This window comes from Tildeniella sp. (genome assembly GCF_059505325.1).
Genome location: NZ_JCACKI010000020.1, coordinates 42,087 through 58,536, shown reverse-complemented (window position 1 = coordinate 58,536; position 16,450 = coordinate 42,087). Strand labels below are relative to the sequence as shown.

Genomic DNA, 16,450 nt, shown 5'->3' with positions numbered 1-16,450 from the left:
CCGCCGGGTAAAAAGAACCCAAAAAACAGCCTCGATTCTGCAAACACGATCGCCCCAATGGCTAGATGACCACCCCAATAACCCCAATGAGGTCAGGAGCTACTTCAAATGGTTATCCATAATGTGTCCCAGCCTTCTGAGGAATAGCTTTAGGGTGGCTGTCGTTCACAGTGCCTCTTCTCTGTGAGACGGTTTAGTCGATCGATAAGTTGCTTGAATGGTGCAAGGCTAGACAACTGACGGTGGCTGATTGGAAACACTTCTTATAAAGACTACCCTTACAAAGACCACCCTTACAAAGACCACCTTAAGAAACCATGTCAGCGCTATGCACCTGATCGAGCTGTCTTATCGAGTCACGCGATGTCTTCTTCGTTGCACTGCCCAAACCGCAAACGCCACAATTAATCCCAGCAGCACCAGCTTAGCAACGGGGGCTAAATAAACCTCGACCAGACTATAGTTGCTACCCAAAAAGTAACCCAGCGCCGTCAGCAGTAAGACCCAAAGCGTTGTGCCGACAGTTGAGTAAAGCAGGAAGAGCGCGATCGGCATCTGGTTAATGCCTGCTGGTAGGGAAATGAGCGTCCTTATGCCTGGAATCAGCCGACAAAACAGCACTGTCTTCGCACCGTGACGATTAAACCAGCGATTCGCTTTGTCAATGTCTTTGCCAGAGAGCGTCAGCCACTTGCCATATCGATCGGCTAACCGTCGGATGCGTGGTTCACCGATTAGCTTGCCTGCGTAATACCAGGGCAATGCGCCTAGCATGGTGCCGATCACCCCAGCGAGCACCGCGAAAAAAAAGTTCAGTTTGCCTTGCGCGATCGTAAATCCTGCCAACGGCATGATGAGTTCAGACGGAATCGGCGGAAACAGGTTCTCCAGAAACATCAGTAGCCCAATCCCCCAATAGCCCAGGGAGGTCATCGTATTGGTTATCCACTCGGTCATGGCGGTTCTCTAGGTTGGTGACAAAAGCCGCTATCAAGATAAGTTGAGGCAGGCTTTAAACGAAAGCTAAGAATACATGTGTCGATCAACTTTCCGCTAAACTCTAGCAGCTTTCAACATTTGACGAATCAAGCTCATCTCATTCTTCACTACAAATTTGCAGTCATCAGATAGTGCTACAGCAGCCTGCTGGAACCATAGACAGGCTGCTGTAACTCAACGCCTGAAGTTGTTTGAACTATGCCTTCTTCAACCAGCTAAACATTGCCCGTAGATCCTTGCCCACCGCCTCGATCGGATGTTCTGCCTCACGACGGCGCATAGCGGTAAAACCGGGTTTGCCAGACTGGTTTTCTAAGACAAACTCACGGGCAAACTGACCCGTCTGGATCTCGTACAGGATCTTCCGCATTTCAGCGCGAGTCTGGTCGTTGACGATGCGAGGACCGCGCGTAAAGTCGCCATACTCGGCTGTGTTCGAGATGCTGTCGCGCATTTTGGCGAGTCCACCTTCCACAATTAAATCGACAATCAGCTTGACTTCGTGCAGGCACTCGAAGTAAGCAACTTCTGGTTGGTAGCCTGCTTCGACAAGGGTCTCAAAGCCCGACTTGATCAGTGCCGTCAAGCCACCACAGAGAACAACCTGTTCGCCAAAGAGGTCGGTCTCGGTTTCTTCGCGGAAGGTGGTTTCGAGGATGCCTGCGCGGGTGCCGCCGATGCCTTTGGCGTATGCCATTGCCCGATCGCGCGCCTGCCCTGACGCATCTTGAAATACGGCAAACAGGCACGGTACACCTTCACCCTGCTCATACGTCCGTCGCACCAGATGACCGGGTCCTTTAGGAGCCACCATCACCACATCGATAGTGCTGGGGGGCACAACCTGAGCAAAGTGAATGTTAAACCCATGAGCAAACGCCAGCACTTTGCCCTCTGTCAAATGTGGCTCGATCTCGTTTTTGTAAACGGTTTTCTGCGCTTCATCTGGCAGCAAGACCATGATGAAATCAGCCAGTTTCGCCGCTTCGTCCACTGGGTAGACCGTCAGCCCAGACTCCTTTGCCTTGCTCGCCGACTTACTGCCCGGATACAGCCCAACGATGACGTTCATACCGCTGTCTTTCAAGTTCAGCGCGTGGGCATGACCTTGAGAACCGTAACCGATAATCGCGATCGTCTTTCCAGCCAGAAAATCTAAATTGGCATCCGCGTCATAATACATCCGCGCCATAGTGGGAGTCTCCTTGCAAGGGTCGAGTTCTGTGCGAACTCAAAATTTTATCAGATCCCAGGGGGCAGCGGATGGAAGAGATGCAGGGGAAGCACAGAGAGCGCTAGGGGGAAGGGGGAAGTTTTGAGTTCTGCTTCCCCTACTTCCTCTGCCTCCCCTACTTCCTCTGCCTCCCCTGCCTCCCCTACTTCCCCTACTTCCCCTACTTCCCCTGCTTCCCCTGCTTCCCCTGCTTCCCCTACGGCTTCCCGATTTTTTGAATCTGCGCGGTGAAGTAATCTTGACGATATTTGAGCTGTTTTGCCAGACCTAGCCCTTGTTGAAAGGCTGCGAGTGCTTGCTGATTTTGGTTGCGATCGAGTTGAATCTGTCCAATCTGGTCATAGGCATTCATCATGCCGTAGAGGTTGTAGGACTGTTGCTCAAGGCTGACCAGGTAATCGAAGACTTTCAAAGCGGCATCAGGGCGATCGTTGGCACGGTAGAGCGCACCGAGCTTTTGCAGCGCTTCACTGGCGTAGGCAAGCTGGAGCGTGGGTTGAGCCAGTTGGTAGGCTGACTGGTAGTTTTGCTCTGCCTGGTCGGGTTGTGCCAGAAGCTGATAGTTGTCGGCAATTTTGATTTTTAACGCTGGAATGGGTTTGGGATCAGGCAGTTTCTCATACAGCGCGACGAGTTGCTGCTGGGCAGTGATTGCCTGCGCTGGTTGTTTTGCCTGCTCGTAGCTATATGCTAATTGCGTCAGGTAAATGCTTTCGTTTTGGCGATCGCCCCTTGCCTTTGCCCTATTGGCTAGCTCTCGGTAGGTGGCGGTAGCGTTGGGATAATCCAACCAGGTCAGGTGCAGTTGCGCCAGCGTAATGAGCGTTTCGTCGGTCTTTTTTTCGTCGCGGCGCTGTTTTGCATCGGTCAAAATCTGGGTGTAGATGCTCACGGCTGGTTTGGGTAAGCGTACCTGTTGGTAGGCAAGCCCTAGCGCTTCCAGGACTGCTAAGCGTTCAGCACGATCGCTGCTACTCAGAGGGGCAGCGTTAGATGGTTGCGCTGCGGCATCGCTGGTTGTAGGAGTCATGGATGTCGTTGCGATCGGCAGTTGCTGCGCCAAAATGGCATCCAACCGCTTGGTAATCCATCGGACATCCGGGGTCAGATTCTCTTTCCAGGCAATGTCGCCCACTCGCCCCAGTGCTTTGACTTCCTCTACAGTACCCAGCGATCGCCGCAGACGGAGTTCCCGGTACCAGATGGCGAAAGCTCCGACGCGATCGCGCTGCTTCAGCCTTGCTGCCGCCTGATTGTTTAACTCATCCAGCGCTACGGCTAGTTGTTTACGCTCTAGCGCTGACAAAGGACGCTGTGCTGCTGCCGACGGCAATAACGGGTCAGGCGTTGTCATGTCGAGCGGATTCGGCGGAAATTCATCAGGGTTAGTCTTCGTCGCTTTCACCTCTGGCTTCTGCTCTGGCTGAGCTGCGGGCATGGGCGTTGGCAGGGTTTGGGTGACAGCACGAGGCGTGAAGCCCAAACACAACAGCAGTGAGAGTGCCAGGATGATGTGGCGATCATTCACTCGCTGCGTTCTCCCGTTTCGTCTACATTTTCCAGGCGTTGGCATAACCACTCCTCTAGACACTGATCACACTAAATACAGCCGCCGGAGCATGAAGCGCCTGCGATCGCCAAGATAACCTTACAATCATCGAACGCTGCGATCGCACAAGCGCACACGCTGACGTTTCCGTTATAAAGTGCCTGTGGTGTTTGTGTCCACTTGCTAACAATTACGTAATCGAAGGTGACATAATAGAACGCACTTAGCGGTGTGTTGCAGGACAGAGATGAGACCAAGACGTTAGGCTGAGAGTAAGTACCAGAAGAGCAACCACTTGGAGCGTAGAGCGGAGCAGCACTGCAGCTTTCTACCGCAACGTTGTGATCGGGTAGCCTGGTGTCTAAATTGAGTCAAATGGCTGTTTGCAGACTCGGCTATTCTACAAGTGAGAAAAACGTGAAAGTTCTGGTAATTGGCAATGGTGGTCGTGAACATGCGTTGGCATGGAAACTCCTGCAATCTTCTAACGTGCAACAGGTGACGTGTATTCCTGGCAATGGAGGCACGGCTTCGCTAACACATTGTCAAAACCTGCCGCTCAATGTTGACGATTTTGAGGGCATTGGGCGCTTTGCCCTCGTCAATGGCATGGGTCTGATCATCATTGGTCCTGAGGCACCCTTAGCCGCTGGCATGACGGACTACTTGCGGCATCAGCATCTCACTGTGTTTGGTCCTACACGCCTGGGCGCACAGATTGAAGCGAGCAAGGCATGGGCAAAAGCGCTCATGCAAGAAGCCAACATTCCCACAGCACGAGCCGCCGTTTTTACAGAAAAAGAGGCTGCCCAAGCCTATGTGCAAGCGCAAGGTGCCCCGATCGTGGTGAAGGCAGACGGACTGGCAGCGGGCAAAGGCGTGACGGTTGCTGCGACAGTAGCAGAAGCACAAGCGGCGATCGCGGCGAGCTTTGATGGGCAGTTTGGCAAAGCTGGAGAACGTGTCGTCATTGAAGAATATTTAACTGGGCAGGAAATCTCAGTGCTGGCGCTGACCGATGGCATCACCATTCGCCCTTTGTTGCCTGCTCAAGACTACAAGCGCATCGGTAACGGTGATACTGGACTCAATACAGGCGGCATGGGTGCTTATGCTCCCGCACCGATCGCCACGCCTGCCTTGATGCAGCGCATTCAAACCGAAATTCTGGAGCCAGCGATCGCAGCCCTACAAAAACGTAAGATTGACTACTGCGGTGTACTCTACGCTGGCATAATCATCACGCCAAACGGCGATCCGAAAGTGATTGAATTCAACTGTCGCTTTGGCGATCCTGAAATCCAGGTGATTCTGCCGCTGCTAGAAACGCCCCTGGACGAACTTTTATTGGCATGTACCCAAAAACGACTGGCAGAGTTCCCGCCCTTGACCTGGAAGCCTGGTGCCGCTGCCTGTGTCGTGATGGCGACCGAAGGCTATCCTGGCTCGTTTCGCAAGGGCGATCGCCTGACTGGGATTGAGAACGCAGAGGCTCAAGGCGCAATGGTGTTTCATGCTGGCACCCAAATCAAGCAGCAAGCCCTGGTTTCTGATGGAGGGCGCGTACTGGGCGTGACGGCAATTGGGGAGACCTTTGATGCCGCGATCGACCAGGCGTATGCAGCCGTTAACAGCATCCACTTTGAGGGTGCCTACTATCGCCACGACATTGGCGATCGTGTCAGAACTGCTAAGTCCGCCTCCAGTTAACTTATAGTGAAAGTAGTTGTTGGTTGTTAGTTGTTAGAGCAGCGCACCGAAAACTAAAAACTAAAAATTAAACACTACCTTCACGCCCTTGCTTGCCTTCCTGAGCCAAATCCGAGCAACCATTGCCACTTGGTGGTCGGAGTTTACCCTCCAGACCAAACTGATGGCGGCGGCAACGCTGGTAGTCTCTTTGATCATGAGTGGGCTAACCTTTTGGGCAGTCAATACGATTCAGGAAGACGCTCGCCTGAACGACACGCGCTTCGGTCGTGATCTGGGCTTGCTGTTGGCGGCAAACGTGGCACCGCTGGTGGATGAAAATCGGACCGAACTGGCACGGTTCTCTCATCGCTTCTACAGCAGCACCACGAGCATTCGCTACATGCTCTATGCCGATGCTGAGGGCAACATTTTTTTCGGCATTCCGTTTTCCGAGTCGGAAGTGCAGAATTCGCTGACCATTCGTCGCAAAATTCATCTACCCGACAATTACGCCGAGAATACTGATGCGCCGATGGTACGACAGCACATGACACCCGATGGTGAAGTCACGGATGTGTTTGTACCGCTCATCGATGAGGGCGGCTATAAAGGCGTACTGGCGATCGGCACTAACCCCAACCCAACGGTAGTGACCTCATCGCATCTAACCCGCGACGTAACGATCGCCGTTTTTGTCTCGATCTGGGTCATGGTGATTTTGGGTGCCGTCTTCAACGCGCTGACGATTACCAAACCCATCAAAGAGCTGCTGTTCGGCGTTAAAAATATCTCCTCAGGCAACTTTAAGCAGCGAGTTGATTTACCGCTTGGTGGCGAACTCGGTGAATTGATTGGCAGCTTCAACGAAATGGCAGAAAAGCTGGAGCGCTACGAAGAGCAGAACATCGAAGAACTGACTGCCGAGAAAGCGAAGCTCGAAACGCTGGTATCCACGATCGCGGACGGCGCAGTGCTGTTAGACATGGATATGCAGGTAGTGCTGGTCAACCCTACCGCTCGTCGCCTTTTTGGTTGGGAAGGCATAGCCATTGAAGGAGCCAATCTACTGCGCCTGCTACCCTCATCGGTTCAAGCAGAAATTACCCGACCGCTGTACCAGATTGCGAGAGGTGAACTCCGCGAGGGAGCCGAGTTTCGCATTGCGCTGAAGGAACCGCTCGATCGCACCGTGCGCATACTGCTAACGACTGTGCTGGATGTGTCGCGGGAGAACGTGAAAGGCATTGCGATGACGGTGCAGGATATCACCCGCGAAGCCGAACTGAATGAAGCCAAGAGCCAATTCATCAGCAACGTCTCTCACGAACTCAGAACGCCGCTGTTCAACATCAAGTCTTTTATTGAAACGCTGCACGAGTACGGCGAAGACCTGAGCATTGCTGAACAGCGCGAGTTTCTGGATACTGCTAATCGGGAAACCGATCGCCTCACGCGGCTAGTCAACGATGTGTTGGACTTGTCAAAGTTAGAGTCGTTCAAGCTCTACAATTTTGAACCCGTTGATCTGGCGCAACCCGTTGAGCAGACCTTGCGCACGTATCGCTTAAATGCTCGTGATAAAGGCGTTGAGCTGATTCAAGACATTGAGCTGGCGTTGCCGTCTGTGGTGGGGCATTACGATCTATTGCTGCAAGTGTTTACCAACCTGGTTGGTAATGCGCTGAAGTTCACCGAAACGGGCTGCAAAGTAGCCATCCGGGCGTACTTGCTGAAGCCCGATCGCCCAACTCGTGACCACCACGAAAACCATCCGTTCCTCCGTCCGCCGATTGAGAATGCCACTGCTGCTGACACTCAGGATGCTGATTGCCAACGGGTTCGCGTTGAAGTCGCCGATACTGGCATTGGCATCGATACGGATGATCAGAGTGCCATTTTCGATCGCTTTTTTCGCGTCGAAAATCGGGTGCATACGCTTGAAGGCACCGGGCTAGGCTTATCCATTGTGCGGAATATTATTGAGAAACACCACAGCCGCATTCGTCTCATCAGCGAAGTGGGAGTTGGCACCACGTTCTGGTTTGACCTTAAGGTGTTTCAGGAGGATGCGTTGATCGATTCTGCCCAGAATCACGTTCACTCCGCCGATGCGCTTGTAGAAGCCCAAATCAGCCCAATCATTGCTTGAGAGTGAGTCGCATTTCTGATGAATGAAGCCTTCTAGCGGGGAGGTCGTCGTCGCTGCAAAAACTCGGGAATATCTAGACCACCTGGTGGTTTGTTCTTCGGCTCTGAAGCTGGCTGATTGCTCATTGATGGGGGTGCGATCGGTCGTCTGGTGCCTGTTGCTTTAGACAGCGCCTGCGGTCTGATATCGTGTGTAAACCCGGTGGCGATGACGGTGATCCGGAGTTCTCCCTGCATCCGCTCATCGATCACTGCGCCGAAAATGATATTCGCTTCTGGGTCAACGACTTCGTAGATGATTTCAGCCGCTGCATTGACTTCGTGCAGCGTCAAGTCTGTACCGCCTGTAATGTTAAACACAACGCCACGGGCACCTTCGATCGAAGACTCTAGCAATGGCGAAGAAATCGAGGCAACGGCTGCTTCTCTTGCTCTCGATTTGCCAGAGCCAATACCAATGCCCATCAGTGCTGAACCTGCATCTGCCATCACTGCACGTACGTCGGCAAAGTCCACGTTCACCAAGCCTGGGATGGTAATGATGTCCGAAATACCTTGTACGCCTTGACGCAAGATGTCATCCGCAATGCGAAAGGCTTCTTGCACGGGCGTTTGCTCTGAAATAACCGACAGCAACTTGTCGTTCGGGATGACGATCAGGGTGTCTACTCGACTTTGCAATGCTGCAATGCCTTCTTCTGCCTGACTGGTGCGTCGTCGTCCCTCGAAGGTAAAGGGTCGGGTGACGACACCAACCGTCAGTGCGCCCATCTCTTTAGCGACTTCTGCCACGATCGGTGCGGCTCCGGTGCCTGTACCACCTCCCATGCCAGCAGTAATAAAGACGAGGTCAGCATTTTCTAGCGCTGTAGCGATTTCGTCGCGTGATTCTTCGGCTGCTTTTTGCCCGATCGCGGGATTGCCCCCTGCGCCCAACCCTCGTGTCAGCTTTTGACCCATTTGCAAGCGGTTGATTGCTGTAGCGTAGGTGAGTGCTTGAGCGTCTGTATTAATCGACCAAAATTCAACACCGACTACATCGCTGGCAATCATCCGGTTAACAGCGTTGCCGCCGCCGCCGCCCACTCCAATGACTTTAATTTTGGCTACGCTACTGGGCACAATATCACCACTCCTTGATTCTTCCCCTGGCAGACCCTTGACGTTAGCTGGTTGACTTAAGTGTAATCCGGAGTTGCCAAACGGATTTGAGGTTTCCACGGGCACTGAAAAGTTATTCTGTCCTTCGGGGTGGGAGCCGTTAGTGGCTTCTCTTGAACGATCATTGAGCGCCATTGAAGTCGCATCCGAATTACTATTAGGAGTCATTGGAATTGCAGCGGTTATAAACTACGTTTTAGTGCTCAGGCGGTGTGGTCAACTATAAGGGAAGCGATGCAAAAAACCAACTATGGCGACGGCTTTGCAATAGACTGAAACGTCTCGTTCTTTTAACTGAATTTGAGCGGTCTAGTCACTGGTTATTCATAATCTCATACTTATAAAGCTAAGGGTTACCAGATTTTACAAGGTTTTGCGGTTTTGGCATCTGTATCATCGGGGCATCTGGATTACGGAGATCGATATAGCTAATTTGACTGAAGCGCGGGTGCGCCGAAAGCTTTCGCATACGATCGATCGCTTTGAGCTGAGACGGAAACTGAGCACTATACGGACCCAAATGAATCAGCCCCAGTTCTGTTTTGAGGATGAGATTGGCGGGATTGCGCCAATCAAGCTCAGAAACGTTGATTGGTGGACCTTGAATCAACTCTCGATAGAGCTTAGACCAGGAGGCACGATAGCTCTCTGGGTTGCCGATGACTTTGAGGGATGGCAACTTAAGCGATTGATCCAGCGAGGTATAGCTTTGTAAGGGGATCAGCATCCCATTTTCGTCGAGCAAGCTGCTTTTAGCGGTAGCTGATTTTATTCCTCCTGATGGCGGACGATCGTCAGATGACAGTGCGATAGCCACTGGGAGCCGTTCCTTCACCTGTACGATCAGACCGGGTGGAAAAAGCTGACGGCTGACCGTTACGTCTGCGATCGGCGCACGGGTTTGCAGTTCACGGGCGATCGCCTGCGGTTCTACCCGAAAGAGCGATTGTGGATACGGAATGGGCAGGAGCGATCGCAGCGTCCGCACTGGAATAAAACGATTACCCTCAATCCGCACCTGCTCTGGGCGGCGAATGACCCATGTTGGGAGTGTTGCCGCCCAAATTACCCCAGCAGTTAACCCACAAACCGCTACCACTCGCCAGCTTGCCTGCATAAGCTTCACACGCCTGCGCTGGCGCAACTTCTGTCGCCGTTGCGCTAACTCCGTTCGTGATACTGACGCAATGCTGCTAGTCATCCAGGTTTCTAGTACTCATGCAGTTTTTAGTGCTCGTGCCATCAGCAAGCGAATGAATCTCCCAAGATACCTGATTTTGACGAATGATCTCGGCAATATTTGAGGCTCAGCTAAGTTTAGGACATACGTACCTCGTTCAAGGCGATCGTACTAATGCACACTTCAGGCTAAGTATGCAGTGGCTGCAAAGGTGATTGATCCTTCGACCCGCTCACCCAACTTTTTTCCATTTAATCACCCATCGCATTTTCTGCAAGGCTGTTTTGTCAATTCGTCCGCAAGAGCGTGGAGAGCAAGAGAGCTGTTGGTTCGTAGCAAAGAGTGAGTGGTTCGCCGTCAACCAACTCCTCACTCCTCACCTCCCTAACTCGTCGCTTCTTGAAGCTGCACAGCGATGCGTTCACCGAACTCTGGATCGGTATTCGCTAAGCCTAAAAGTTGCAGATATTCCTGACGGGTCAGTCCAGCTTTCTGAATGATGGCAAGTGCTTCAGATTCAATTTCCTGCTCGACCCGCAACGATTCTGTCTCGGTTTCTGCTCCCTGAAGTTCGCCCTCGCGGCGCTCAATCAAGGCAACCACTTGTAAACACGCATGCACAAATTCGCTGACCTTCTCTGAGGGAATGCTGCTGGGATCAACGATCGATCGACTCGGCGCGATCGGTTCTTGCAGAGATGCGGGAAGATCCTTTAGAGCGGGTAACTCTGCTGCCAAGGCAATGGGTTGATCGATGACGGAGCCTGCAATGAAAGTAATGACCAGAAGGATGAGAACATGCCAGAAACGACGGAGTAAGTGCATGGCGGAGTCAGTGAGGGCAGGCAAAGACAGCAATGAATTTAACGTAGCGTGTTTGAGGCGTTTGTTCCATCCGGTTGCCGCCCATTTTGACGGCGATCGCATTCGTCGCCACCAAATTACCCTGTGAAGACTCTTGCCATCGTTGGAGCACCAATCGTTAGAGTATGAATGCAGGTAGACAGGTGAAGCGGGTGAAGCTGAAGCGGATTGTGCTGATGTCGGTTCTCACTGTATGTACCTTACTGCTGGTGTATCGACAGGCAGTGCTGGTTAACTGGCTGTTAATCACCAAGCATTGCCCAGGTTGTGACCTTAGAGGCGCAAATCTCTTTGGGGCAGATTTACAAGGAGCGAACTTGCAGGCAGCCAACTTGAGTACCGCCAACCTGAGCGAAATCAACCTTCAAGGGAGCAACCTGGCAGTGGCAAGCCTAGAGCGGGCAGACCTAAGCTTAAGCAATTTGACGAACGCTGATCTGATGGGAGCCGATTTGAGGACAGCTAACTTGAGTGGTGCGAGTCTCATCGGCGCGAATTTGCAAGATGTCAAGCTGAGACAGTCAAATTTACAGTTTGCCGATTTTCAAGATGCCAACCTGAGCCATGTTGACTTGAGGCAGGTGGAATTGCACGGAGTTAACCTTTTGAATGCCACACTGATAGGAACCATACTGTCAAAGCGCCAGCAACCGCCAAAGGCTCAACCCCAAACGCTGGACTTCAACCCCCAAAAGCCGTGATGCGTTTAGAGCTTGCTAAAAAATAACTGCACACTTTTGGATCAGCTATCAGCTATCAGCTATCAGCTATCAGCTATCAGCTATCAGCTATCAGCTTTTCGCTGACGGCTGACGGCTACAGACCATGCTGTTATTTCTGTACAACTCCTTAGAGGTGAATTTGGCTGAGGATGATCCGCAGGCGATCGTAATCGTCTTTCAACAGCAAGCTGAGCGATCGTCCTGCTTGTACTAACCAGGCGCGGTCTGCCTGCCGCAGTTGGTAAATTTCGCGGATAGTCGCGGCTGCCAGTGCATCCACAGGGGCACCCGGCATTTGCAAGAGCGTTCGCAGGAAGTCTAGCGTCTCGCTGAAGTGAAGAATCTCAGCAACATCACAGATGTAAACAGCTTGATGGATTTGTGGTGGACGGGGCGGCAAGTGCTGATAAACAGTGGCAGTCTCAGCCATTCCGTTCCTAGCCTCAGAAGGTGGCTGAAAACCGACGATCGCCGCCCGAAACTCAGTCTTCAGCATGGCAAAGATTTGGGGCTGCTGTTCGCGTAGATCTTGTAGCGATAGCCCCAAGGCTCGTGCGCGATGCACTGAGTCGATCGGACTCGTCGTTGCATGATAGACCACCGCATAGATCTGGTTGCCAGATTCCTCATCCACCGACTTGACCCAACTGCCAAACGGGGGCATCACCGGAAAACTTAAATTTTCCGGCTCCAGGCATTGCGCCAAGAACTCGGTCGTTGCTGTCTCAATGACCTCAGCAATATGATTGGGAGGACGGTTCTGAGCGGCAAATTGAGGTAAAGGAAGGCGCATAGAGAGTTATGAGTTTTGAGTGCTGAGTTTTGAGTTGTCTTTAATTCATAACTCAAAACCTTCATCCCCTTATTTCCCCTTCTTCTTGCCAGCCGTGACATCAACCTCTTCTAACTCTGCTAAGCGAAAGGTGACGAGCTTATCCCAGTTACCGCCTTCAAACAGCACGGCAGCTTTACCGTCAGTCACGCGCTGGACTAAGCCCTGAAACGCGTAGTACGTATCTTCGGCATTGATCACCTTGACGGCTGAACCGGGTAAAATCATGGCGTTTTACGGTGCGATGGGACAATAAATGAAAGTATAAAGGATGAATGAAAGTATAAAGGATGAAGTATAGAGGCTAAAAACTCCTTTACTGAATACTCTAGCTTTTATACTTTATTCTTTCCGCTTCAGTCTCTAAAGTTCAAGCGCTGACGAAAGTTTGCCACAGATTGCACCAGCCCGATCGCGACAAAGTTGGTCAGCAAGGCAGAACGACCGTAGCTAATCCACGGTAGCGGAATGCCTGTAACGGGTGCCAGACCAATGGTCATGCCAACGTTGACAACGACTTGAAAAACCAGCATCGACAACACACCGATCGCCAGCAGAGAGCCAAAGTTATCGCGGGCATTTTGGGCAATGATGATGATTCGCAGGCAGATGACCCAAAAAGCGAGTAAAACGAGGAAGCAGCCCGCAAAGCCTAGTTCTTCGCCAATCGCTGAAAAGATGAAATCGGTATGCTGCTCTGGAATAAAGTTGAGCTGCGTTTGCGTGCCTTTAGTGAGTCCCCGTCCCCATAGCTCACCCGCGCCGATCGCAATGCGTGACTGAATCAGGTGGTAGCCCCCGCCTAACGGATCTTTATCTGGATCAAGAAACAGGATCAGCCGATCTTTCTGATAATCCTTGAGAAAGCCCCACGCAATGTGACCCAGTTCACCTGCAACCAGGTTCATGACCAGCGCTCCAGCCGCCCCAAAGCGATGCCACGGCAACGTTCGCCATGCCACAATCCCCATCAGCACAATCCAAATTGCCACTAAGCCAATAAACCAGGGCGAGAGCGCAATGAGATTGAATAAAATCGCTGAGACCAGCGGCGACACCAGCAGCAGCAGCCAGCCTGGATTGGCATCACCCCAATAAAGCACACCTAAGGTAATAGCACCGAAAACCAGCGACGTACCCAAATCGGGCTGGATAAACACCAACGCCCACGGTACCGCAGTGATTGCTAGTGTTCTGACTAAAACTGGCAGCGTCGAAGCAGCCCGATCGCTCAGAATGGCTGCCAGGGTCACAATTACCCCTAATTTGGCGAACTCTGAGGGTTGAACATAAAAGCCGCCGATCGAAATCCACCGCTGGGCACCCAAAGCCGATGTCCCCAAAAACATGACTGCCAGCAGTGAGAGGTTGGTCAGTCCGTAGATAATCCAGCGGGATTGCATCAGGTTGTCATACCGCACACGGGCGATCGCCAGTGATATCACAAAGCCGATCGCGCCAACAATCCAGTGCTGATACCAATCCGTCCAGCCCTGATTAAGTTCTGTGCTGCGAATCATCACGCCCCCAAAAGCAGTTAAGCCCACAGGCAAGGCAAAAAGCAACCAGTCGGTATGCTGCCAGGGCTGCACTAACGACTTCCAACGAATACGACGAGGGGATTTTTGCAACATGCTTGAGAGGGAGAGGGGAGAGGGGAGAGGAGCCAGGAATCAGAAGTCAGGAGTCAGGAGTCAGAAGCAGGGGAGGCAGGGGGAGCAGAGGGAGCAAGGGAAGCAGAGGAGTTAAAGGAAGCAGAATTAATTCAAAACTCAAAACTCGACACTCAAAACTCTTCCCCCACACCCCACACCCCACTCCCACCGTCTTACGCTAACGCTGCTACAGAAACTCTACCTGCAATGCGTTCGGCGATCGCGGTGAGCGCTTTTGCTGAAGCCGATTCTGGTGCTGCCAGGACGATAGGAATACCGCGATCGCCCCCTTCGCGCAGCGAGATTTCGAGTGGGATACAGCCGAGTAGCGGCACCTGTAGCTCGTTTGCCGTTTTTTCGCCACCAGCAGAACCAAAAATGTCGTACTGTTTGTCTGGCATATCGGGCGGAATAAAGTAGCTCATGTTCTCCACAATGCCGAGCACGGGTACGCCAAGCTGCTGAAACATCTTCAAGCCGCGCCGGGAATCTAGCAACGCAACGCTCTGAGGCGTGGTAACAATGACAGCCCCTGCCATCGGCACCGCTTGCGCCAGTGTCAATTGGGCATCACCTGTGCCCGGTGGCATATCCACGATTAAGTAATCTAAATCGCCCCACTGCACCTGATATAGGAACTGACGAATGACTCCATTTAACATGGGTCCGCGCCAGATGACAGGCTGATCTTTGTCAATCAAGAAGCCCATCGAAACCAGCTTAACGCCGTGGTTAAAGGCAGGTTCCAGCACCTCTTGTGCCCCTGATTGCCGCACCGTGACTTTCGCACCTTCCAAGCCCAGCATCATCGGCGCATTGGGACCATAAATATCTGCGTCAATCAAGCCAACCTTCGCACCTGCCTGCGCCAACGCCACTGCCACGTTGACCGCAACCGTGCTTTTGCCCACACCGCCTTTACCGCTGGAAATCGCCAGGATATTTTTCACACCATCAATGCCAGTGCGATCGGGCAGTGCTTTTTGCTGCGGGGTTTCAGCCGTCACGTCAACGCTCACCGTTTTAACGTCTGGCAGTGTCTTCACGGCTCGTTCGCACTCATCCACAATGAATTGACGCAGTGGGCAGGCGGGCGTGGTTAGCACCAAGGTAAAGCTAACGTTGCCGTCAGCGATCGCCACATTGCGAATCATATTTAAGTCCACCAAACTTTTATTCAGTTCGGGATCTTGTACAGGTTGGAGTACTTCAAGGACAGAACTCGTATCAAGGCAATTGGGCATAGTCAACCCTGGCTCCAGTGCGAAAAGCGATCGGCGTGCCTCCCGATCTTACCGCTAAGCGATCGTACCACTGGTGAAATACCACGCGATTTCAGGACGCAAAGAGTCAAGACAGCTTGGACAATCTTTCAAAGTACGCACGTCCGCATCAACGAGTCCTCCTCAGAATCAGTCTGCGTTTGCTTGCACCATTTCCTTCCGCAGTTCCAGGTAGCGATGCAGATATTCTGAAATGATGCCGTGGAGCAAGAGATTACGGGCAGCGCCAAACGGACTTTCGGGAGCCAGCGGGTGACGGTTGGTAATGACGTGGTTCCAGTTGTAGTCGCCTGTGAGCGCACTGATGTAGCAGCCAAAGTTTTCGTCAAATTCCAGAGAGAGGACGGCGCGTTCAAACTCGTCGCTAGTGAGACAGAGTGAATAGAAGACTTTGAAGAGTTCGATCGCCGACTCCAGATCCAAAATGCGTAACCAGCGTCGTTTGGTGAAATCAATGTCTACCTGCACCGATTTGATGCTGTCAAAATTCAACCCGCGAACCTGTACCTGCTTTAGCCAGTGAGAGTTTTCGCGCTGTGCCTTGTTGTAATCCAGCACAAAGTTATAGAGAATCAAATCGTGTTCAAGAAACGCATTTTCTGCCAGATCGCTAACAGTGCGGGGATAGAGCTTAGATTTCTCGATCGTCGGATCAGGTCCGTTATCAATCAAGAAATTCACAATATTAGAGCCGAGGCAAATGTGCCGCACGATGAGATAGCAGGCTTCGGGCGACACAAAGGTATTGAGAAACCAGGCTGCCGATCGATGCATCAGCGTGTAGTTGCTGAATTGAAAGGGTAGCAGTCGCTTCACCGTCATAATCAGCGCCAGCAGCAGATTCGCAATCAAGGCGATCGGCACTAATAAATAGCTGCGCGTCCAGTTTCGCAAATCTCGAATCATGTAGCCCTTCGCGATCGGGTCTACTGGAATTGCCTGATCGACATAGAGCGCATCCCACGCATTGGGATTCCGGCGATCGTGCGGTTCTGGAATGTAGGGCTGGGAAACTTTTGAGGATGCAGGGGTTTCTAACGCTTGTGAGATTAATTCGGCTTGGCTCATGGCGATCGACAGGATAGAGTTTTTACTGAAGTAGAAGGTTTACCGCAGAGACGCAGAGGACAC

At 52.2% G+C, this 16,450-nt stretch carries 16 protein-coding genes; 3 read left to right on the top strand and 13 right to left on the bottom strand.

Annotated elements, in window-relative coordinates; genetic code table 11:
- Nucleotides 1-348 precede the first annotated feature (348 nt).
- From AC5JO6_RS08640 to AC5JO6_RS08625, 4 genes are all read right to left on the bottom strand, one after another.
- A complete protein-coding gene (locus AC5JO6_RS08640) occupies nucleotides 349-957 on the bottom strand; it encodes a DedA family protein (protein ID WP_496080652.1) in 609 nt (202 codons plus the stop codon).
- Nucleotides 958-1,195: 238 nt separating this feature from the next.
- Nucleotides 1,196-2,191, bottom strand: a complete 996-nt coding sequence (gene ilvC, locus AC5JO6_RS08635; protein ID WP_496080651.1) for a ketol-acid reductoisomerase — start codon at nucleotides 2,189-2,191, stop codon at nucleotides 1,196-1,198.
- Between the two features lie 238 nt (nucleotides 2,192-2,429).
- Nucleotides 2,430-3,761, bottom strand: coding sequence for a tetratricopeptide repeat protein (locus AC5JO6_RS08630; protein ID WP_496080650.1), 1,332 nt, complete (start codon nucleotides 3,759-3,761; stop codon nucleotides 2,430-2,432).
- 71 nt (nucleotides 3,762-3,832) lie between these two features.
- Complete coding sequence (locus AC5JO6_RS08625; protein ID WP_496080649.1) at nucleotides 3,833-4,039, bottom strand: hypothetical protein; 207 nt, start codon at nucleotides 4,037-4,039, stop codon at nucleotides 3,833-3,835.
- A gap of 160 nt (nucleotides 4,040-4,199) precedes the next feature.
- Here AC5JO6_RS08625 and purD point away from each other — a divergent pair, with 160 nt between their 5' ends.
- A complete protein-coding gene (purD, locus tag AC5JO6_RS08620; protein WP_496080648.1) occupies nucleotides 4,200-5,492 on the top strand; it encodes a phosphoribosylamine--glycine ligase in 1,293 nt (430 codons plus the stop codon).
- A gap of 88 nt (nucleotides 5,493-5,580) precedes the next feature.
- Nucleotides 5,581-7,623: a two-component system sensor histidine kinase NblS gene (gene nblS / locus AC5JO6_RS08615; RefSeq protein ID WP_496080647.1), complete on the top strand. Its 2,043-nt coding sequence runs from the start codon at nucleotides 5,581-5,583 to the stop codon at nucleotides 7,621-7,623.
- A 32-nt stretch (nucleotides 7,624-7,655) separates the two neighbouring features.
- Here nblS and ftsZ read toward each other — a convergent pair whose 3' ends face one another.
- The 4 genes from ftsZ to AC5JO6_RS08595 form a co-directional block, all read right to left on the bottom strand.
- Complete coding sequence (ftsZ, locus tag AC5JO6_RS08610) at nucleotides 7,656-8,918, bottom strand: cell division protein FtsZ (RefSeq protein WP_496080677.1); 1,263 nt, start codon at nucleotides 8,916-8,918, stop codon at nucleotides 7,656-7,658.
- A 211-nt stretch (nucleotides 8,919-9,129) separates the two neighbouring features.
- Nucleotides 9,130-9,984 carry a cell division protein FtsQ/DivIB gene (locus AC5JO6_RS08605; RefSeq protein WP_496080646.1) on the bottom strand — a complete coding sequence of 285 codons (855 nt, stop codon included), beginning with the start codon at nucleotides 9,982-9,984 and terminating at the stop codon, nucleotides 9,130-9,132.
- Nucleotides 9,985-10,347: 363 nt separating this feature from the next.
- The gene (locus AC5JO6_RS08600; RefSeq protein WP_496080645.1) at nucleotides 10,348-10,788 is read right to left on the bottom strand and encodes a DUF4168 domain-containing protein; all 441 of its coding nucleotides are present in this window, start codon (nucleotides 10,786-10,788) and stop codon (nucleotides 10,348-10,350) included.
- 7 nt (nucleotides 10,789-10,795) lie between these two features.
- Entirely contained in the window at nucleotides 10,796-10,942 is a 147-nt protein-coding gene (locus AC5JO6_RS08595; protein ID WP_496080644.1) for a hypothetical protein, read from the bottom strand.
- A gap of 10 nt (nucleotides 10,943-10,952) precedes the next feature.
- On the opposite strand from AC5JO6_RS08595, the gene AC5JO6_RS08590 reads away from it, so the two are divergent.
- A complete protein-coding gene (locus AC5JO6_RS08590) occupies nucleotides 10,953-11,528 on the top strand; it encodes a pentapeptide repeat-containing protein (protein WP_496080643.1) in 576 nt (191 codons plus the stop codon).
- A 148-nt stretch (nucleotides 11,529-11,676) separates the two neighbouring features.
- On the opposite strand, the gene AC5JO6_RS08585 is transcribed toward AC5JO6_RS08590, so the two are convergent.
- The 5 genes from AC5JO6_RS08585 to AC5JO6_RS08565 form a co-directional block, all read right to left on the bottom strand.
- Nucleotides 11,677-12,342: an HAS-barrel domain-containing protein gene (locus AC5JO6_RS08585; protein ID WP_496080642.1), complete on the bottom strand. Its 666-nt coding sequence runs from the start codon at nucleotides 12,340-12,342 to the stop codon at nucleotides 11,677-11,679.
- A gap of 69 nt (nucleotides 12,343-12,411) precedes the next feature.
- Nucleotides 12,412-12,609, bottom strand: coding sequence for an NAD(P)H dehydrogenase subunit NdhS (locus AC5JO6_RS08580; protein WP_496080641.1), 198 nt, complete (start codon nucleotides 12,607-12,609; stop codon nucleotides 12,412-12,414).
- 128 nt (nucleotides 12,610-12,737) lie between these two features.
- Nucleotides 12,738-14,015: a rod shape-determining protein RodA gene (gene rodA / locus AC5JO6_RS08575; RefSeq protein WP_496080640.1), complete on the bottom strand. Its 1,278-nt coding sequence runs from the start codon at nucleotides 14,013-14,015 to the stop codon at nucleotides 12,738-12,740.
- A gap of 194 nt (nucleotides 14,016-14,209) precedes the next feature.
- Nucleotides 14,210-15,280, bottom strand: coding sequence for an Mrp/NBP35 family ATP-binding protein (locus AC5JO6_RS08570; RefSeq protein ID WP_496080639.1), 1,071 nt, complete (start codon nucleotides 15,278-15,280; stop codon nucleotides 14,210-14,212).
- Between the two features lie 168 nt (nucleotides 15,281-15,448).
- A complete protein-coding gene (locus AC5JO6_RS08565) occupies nucleotides 15,449-16,387 on the bottom strand; it encodes a DUF6999 family protein (RefSeq protein ID WP_496080638.1) in 939 nt (312 codons plus the stop codon).
- Between the last annotated feature and the right edge of the window lie 63 nt (nucleotides 16,388-16,450).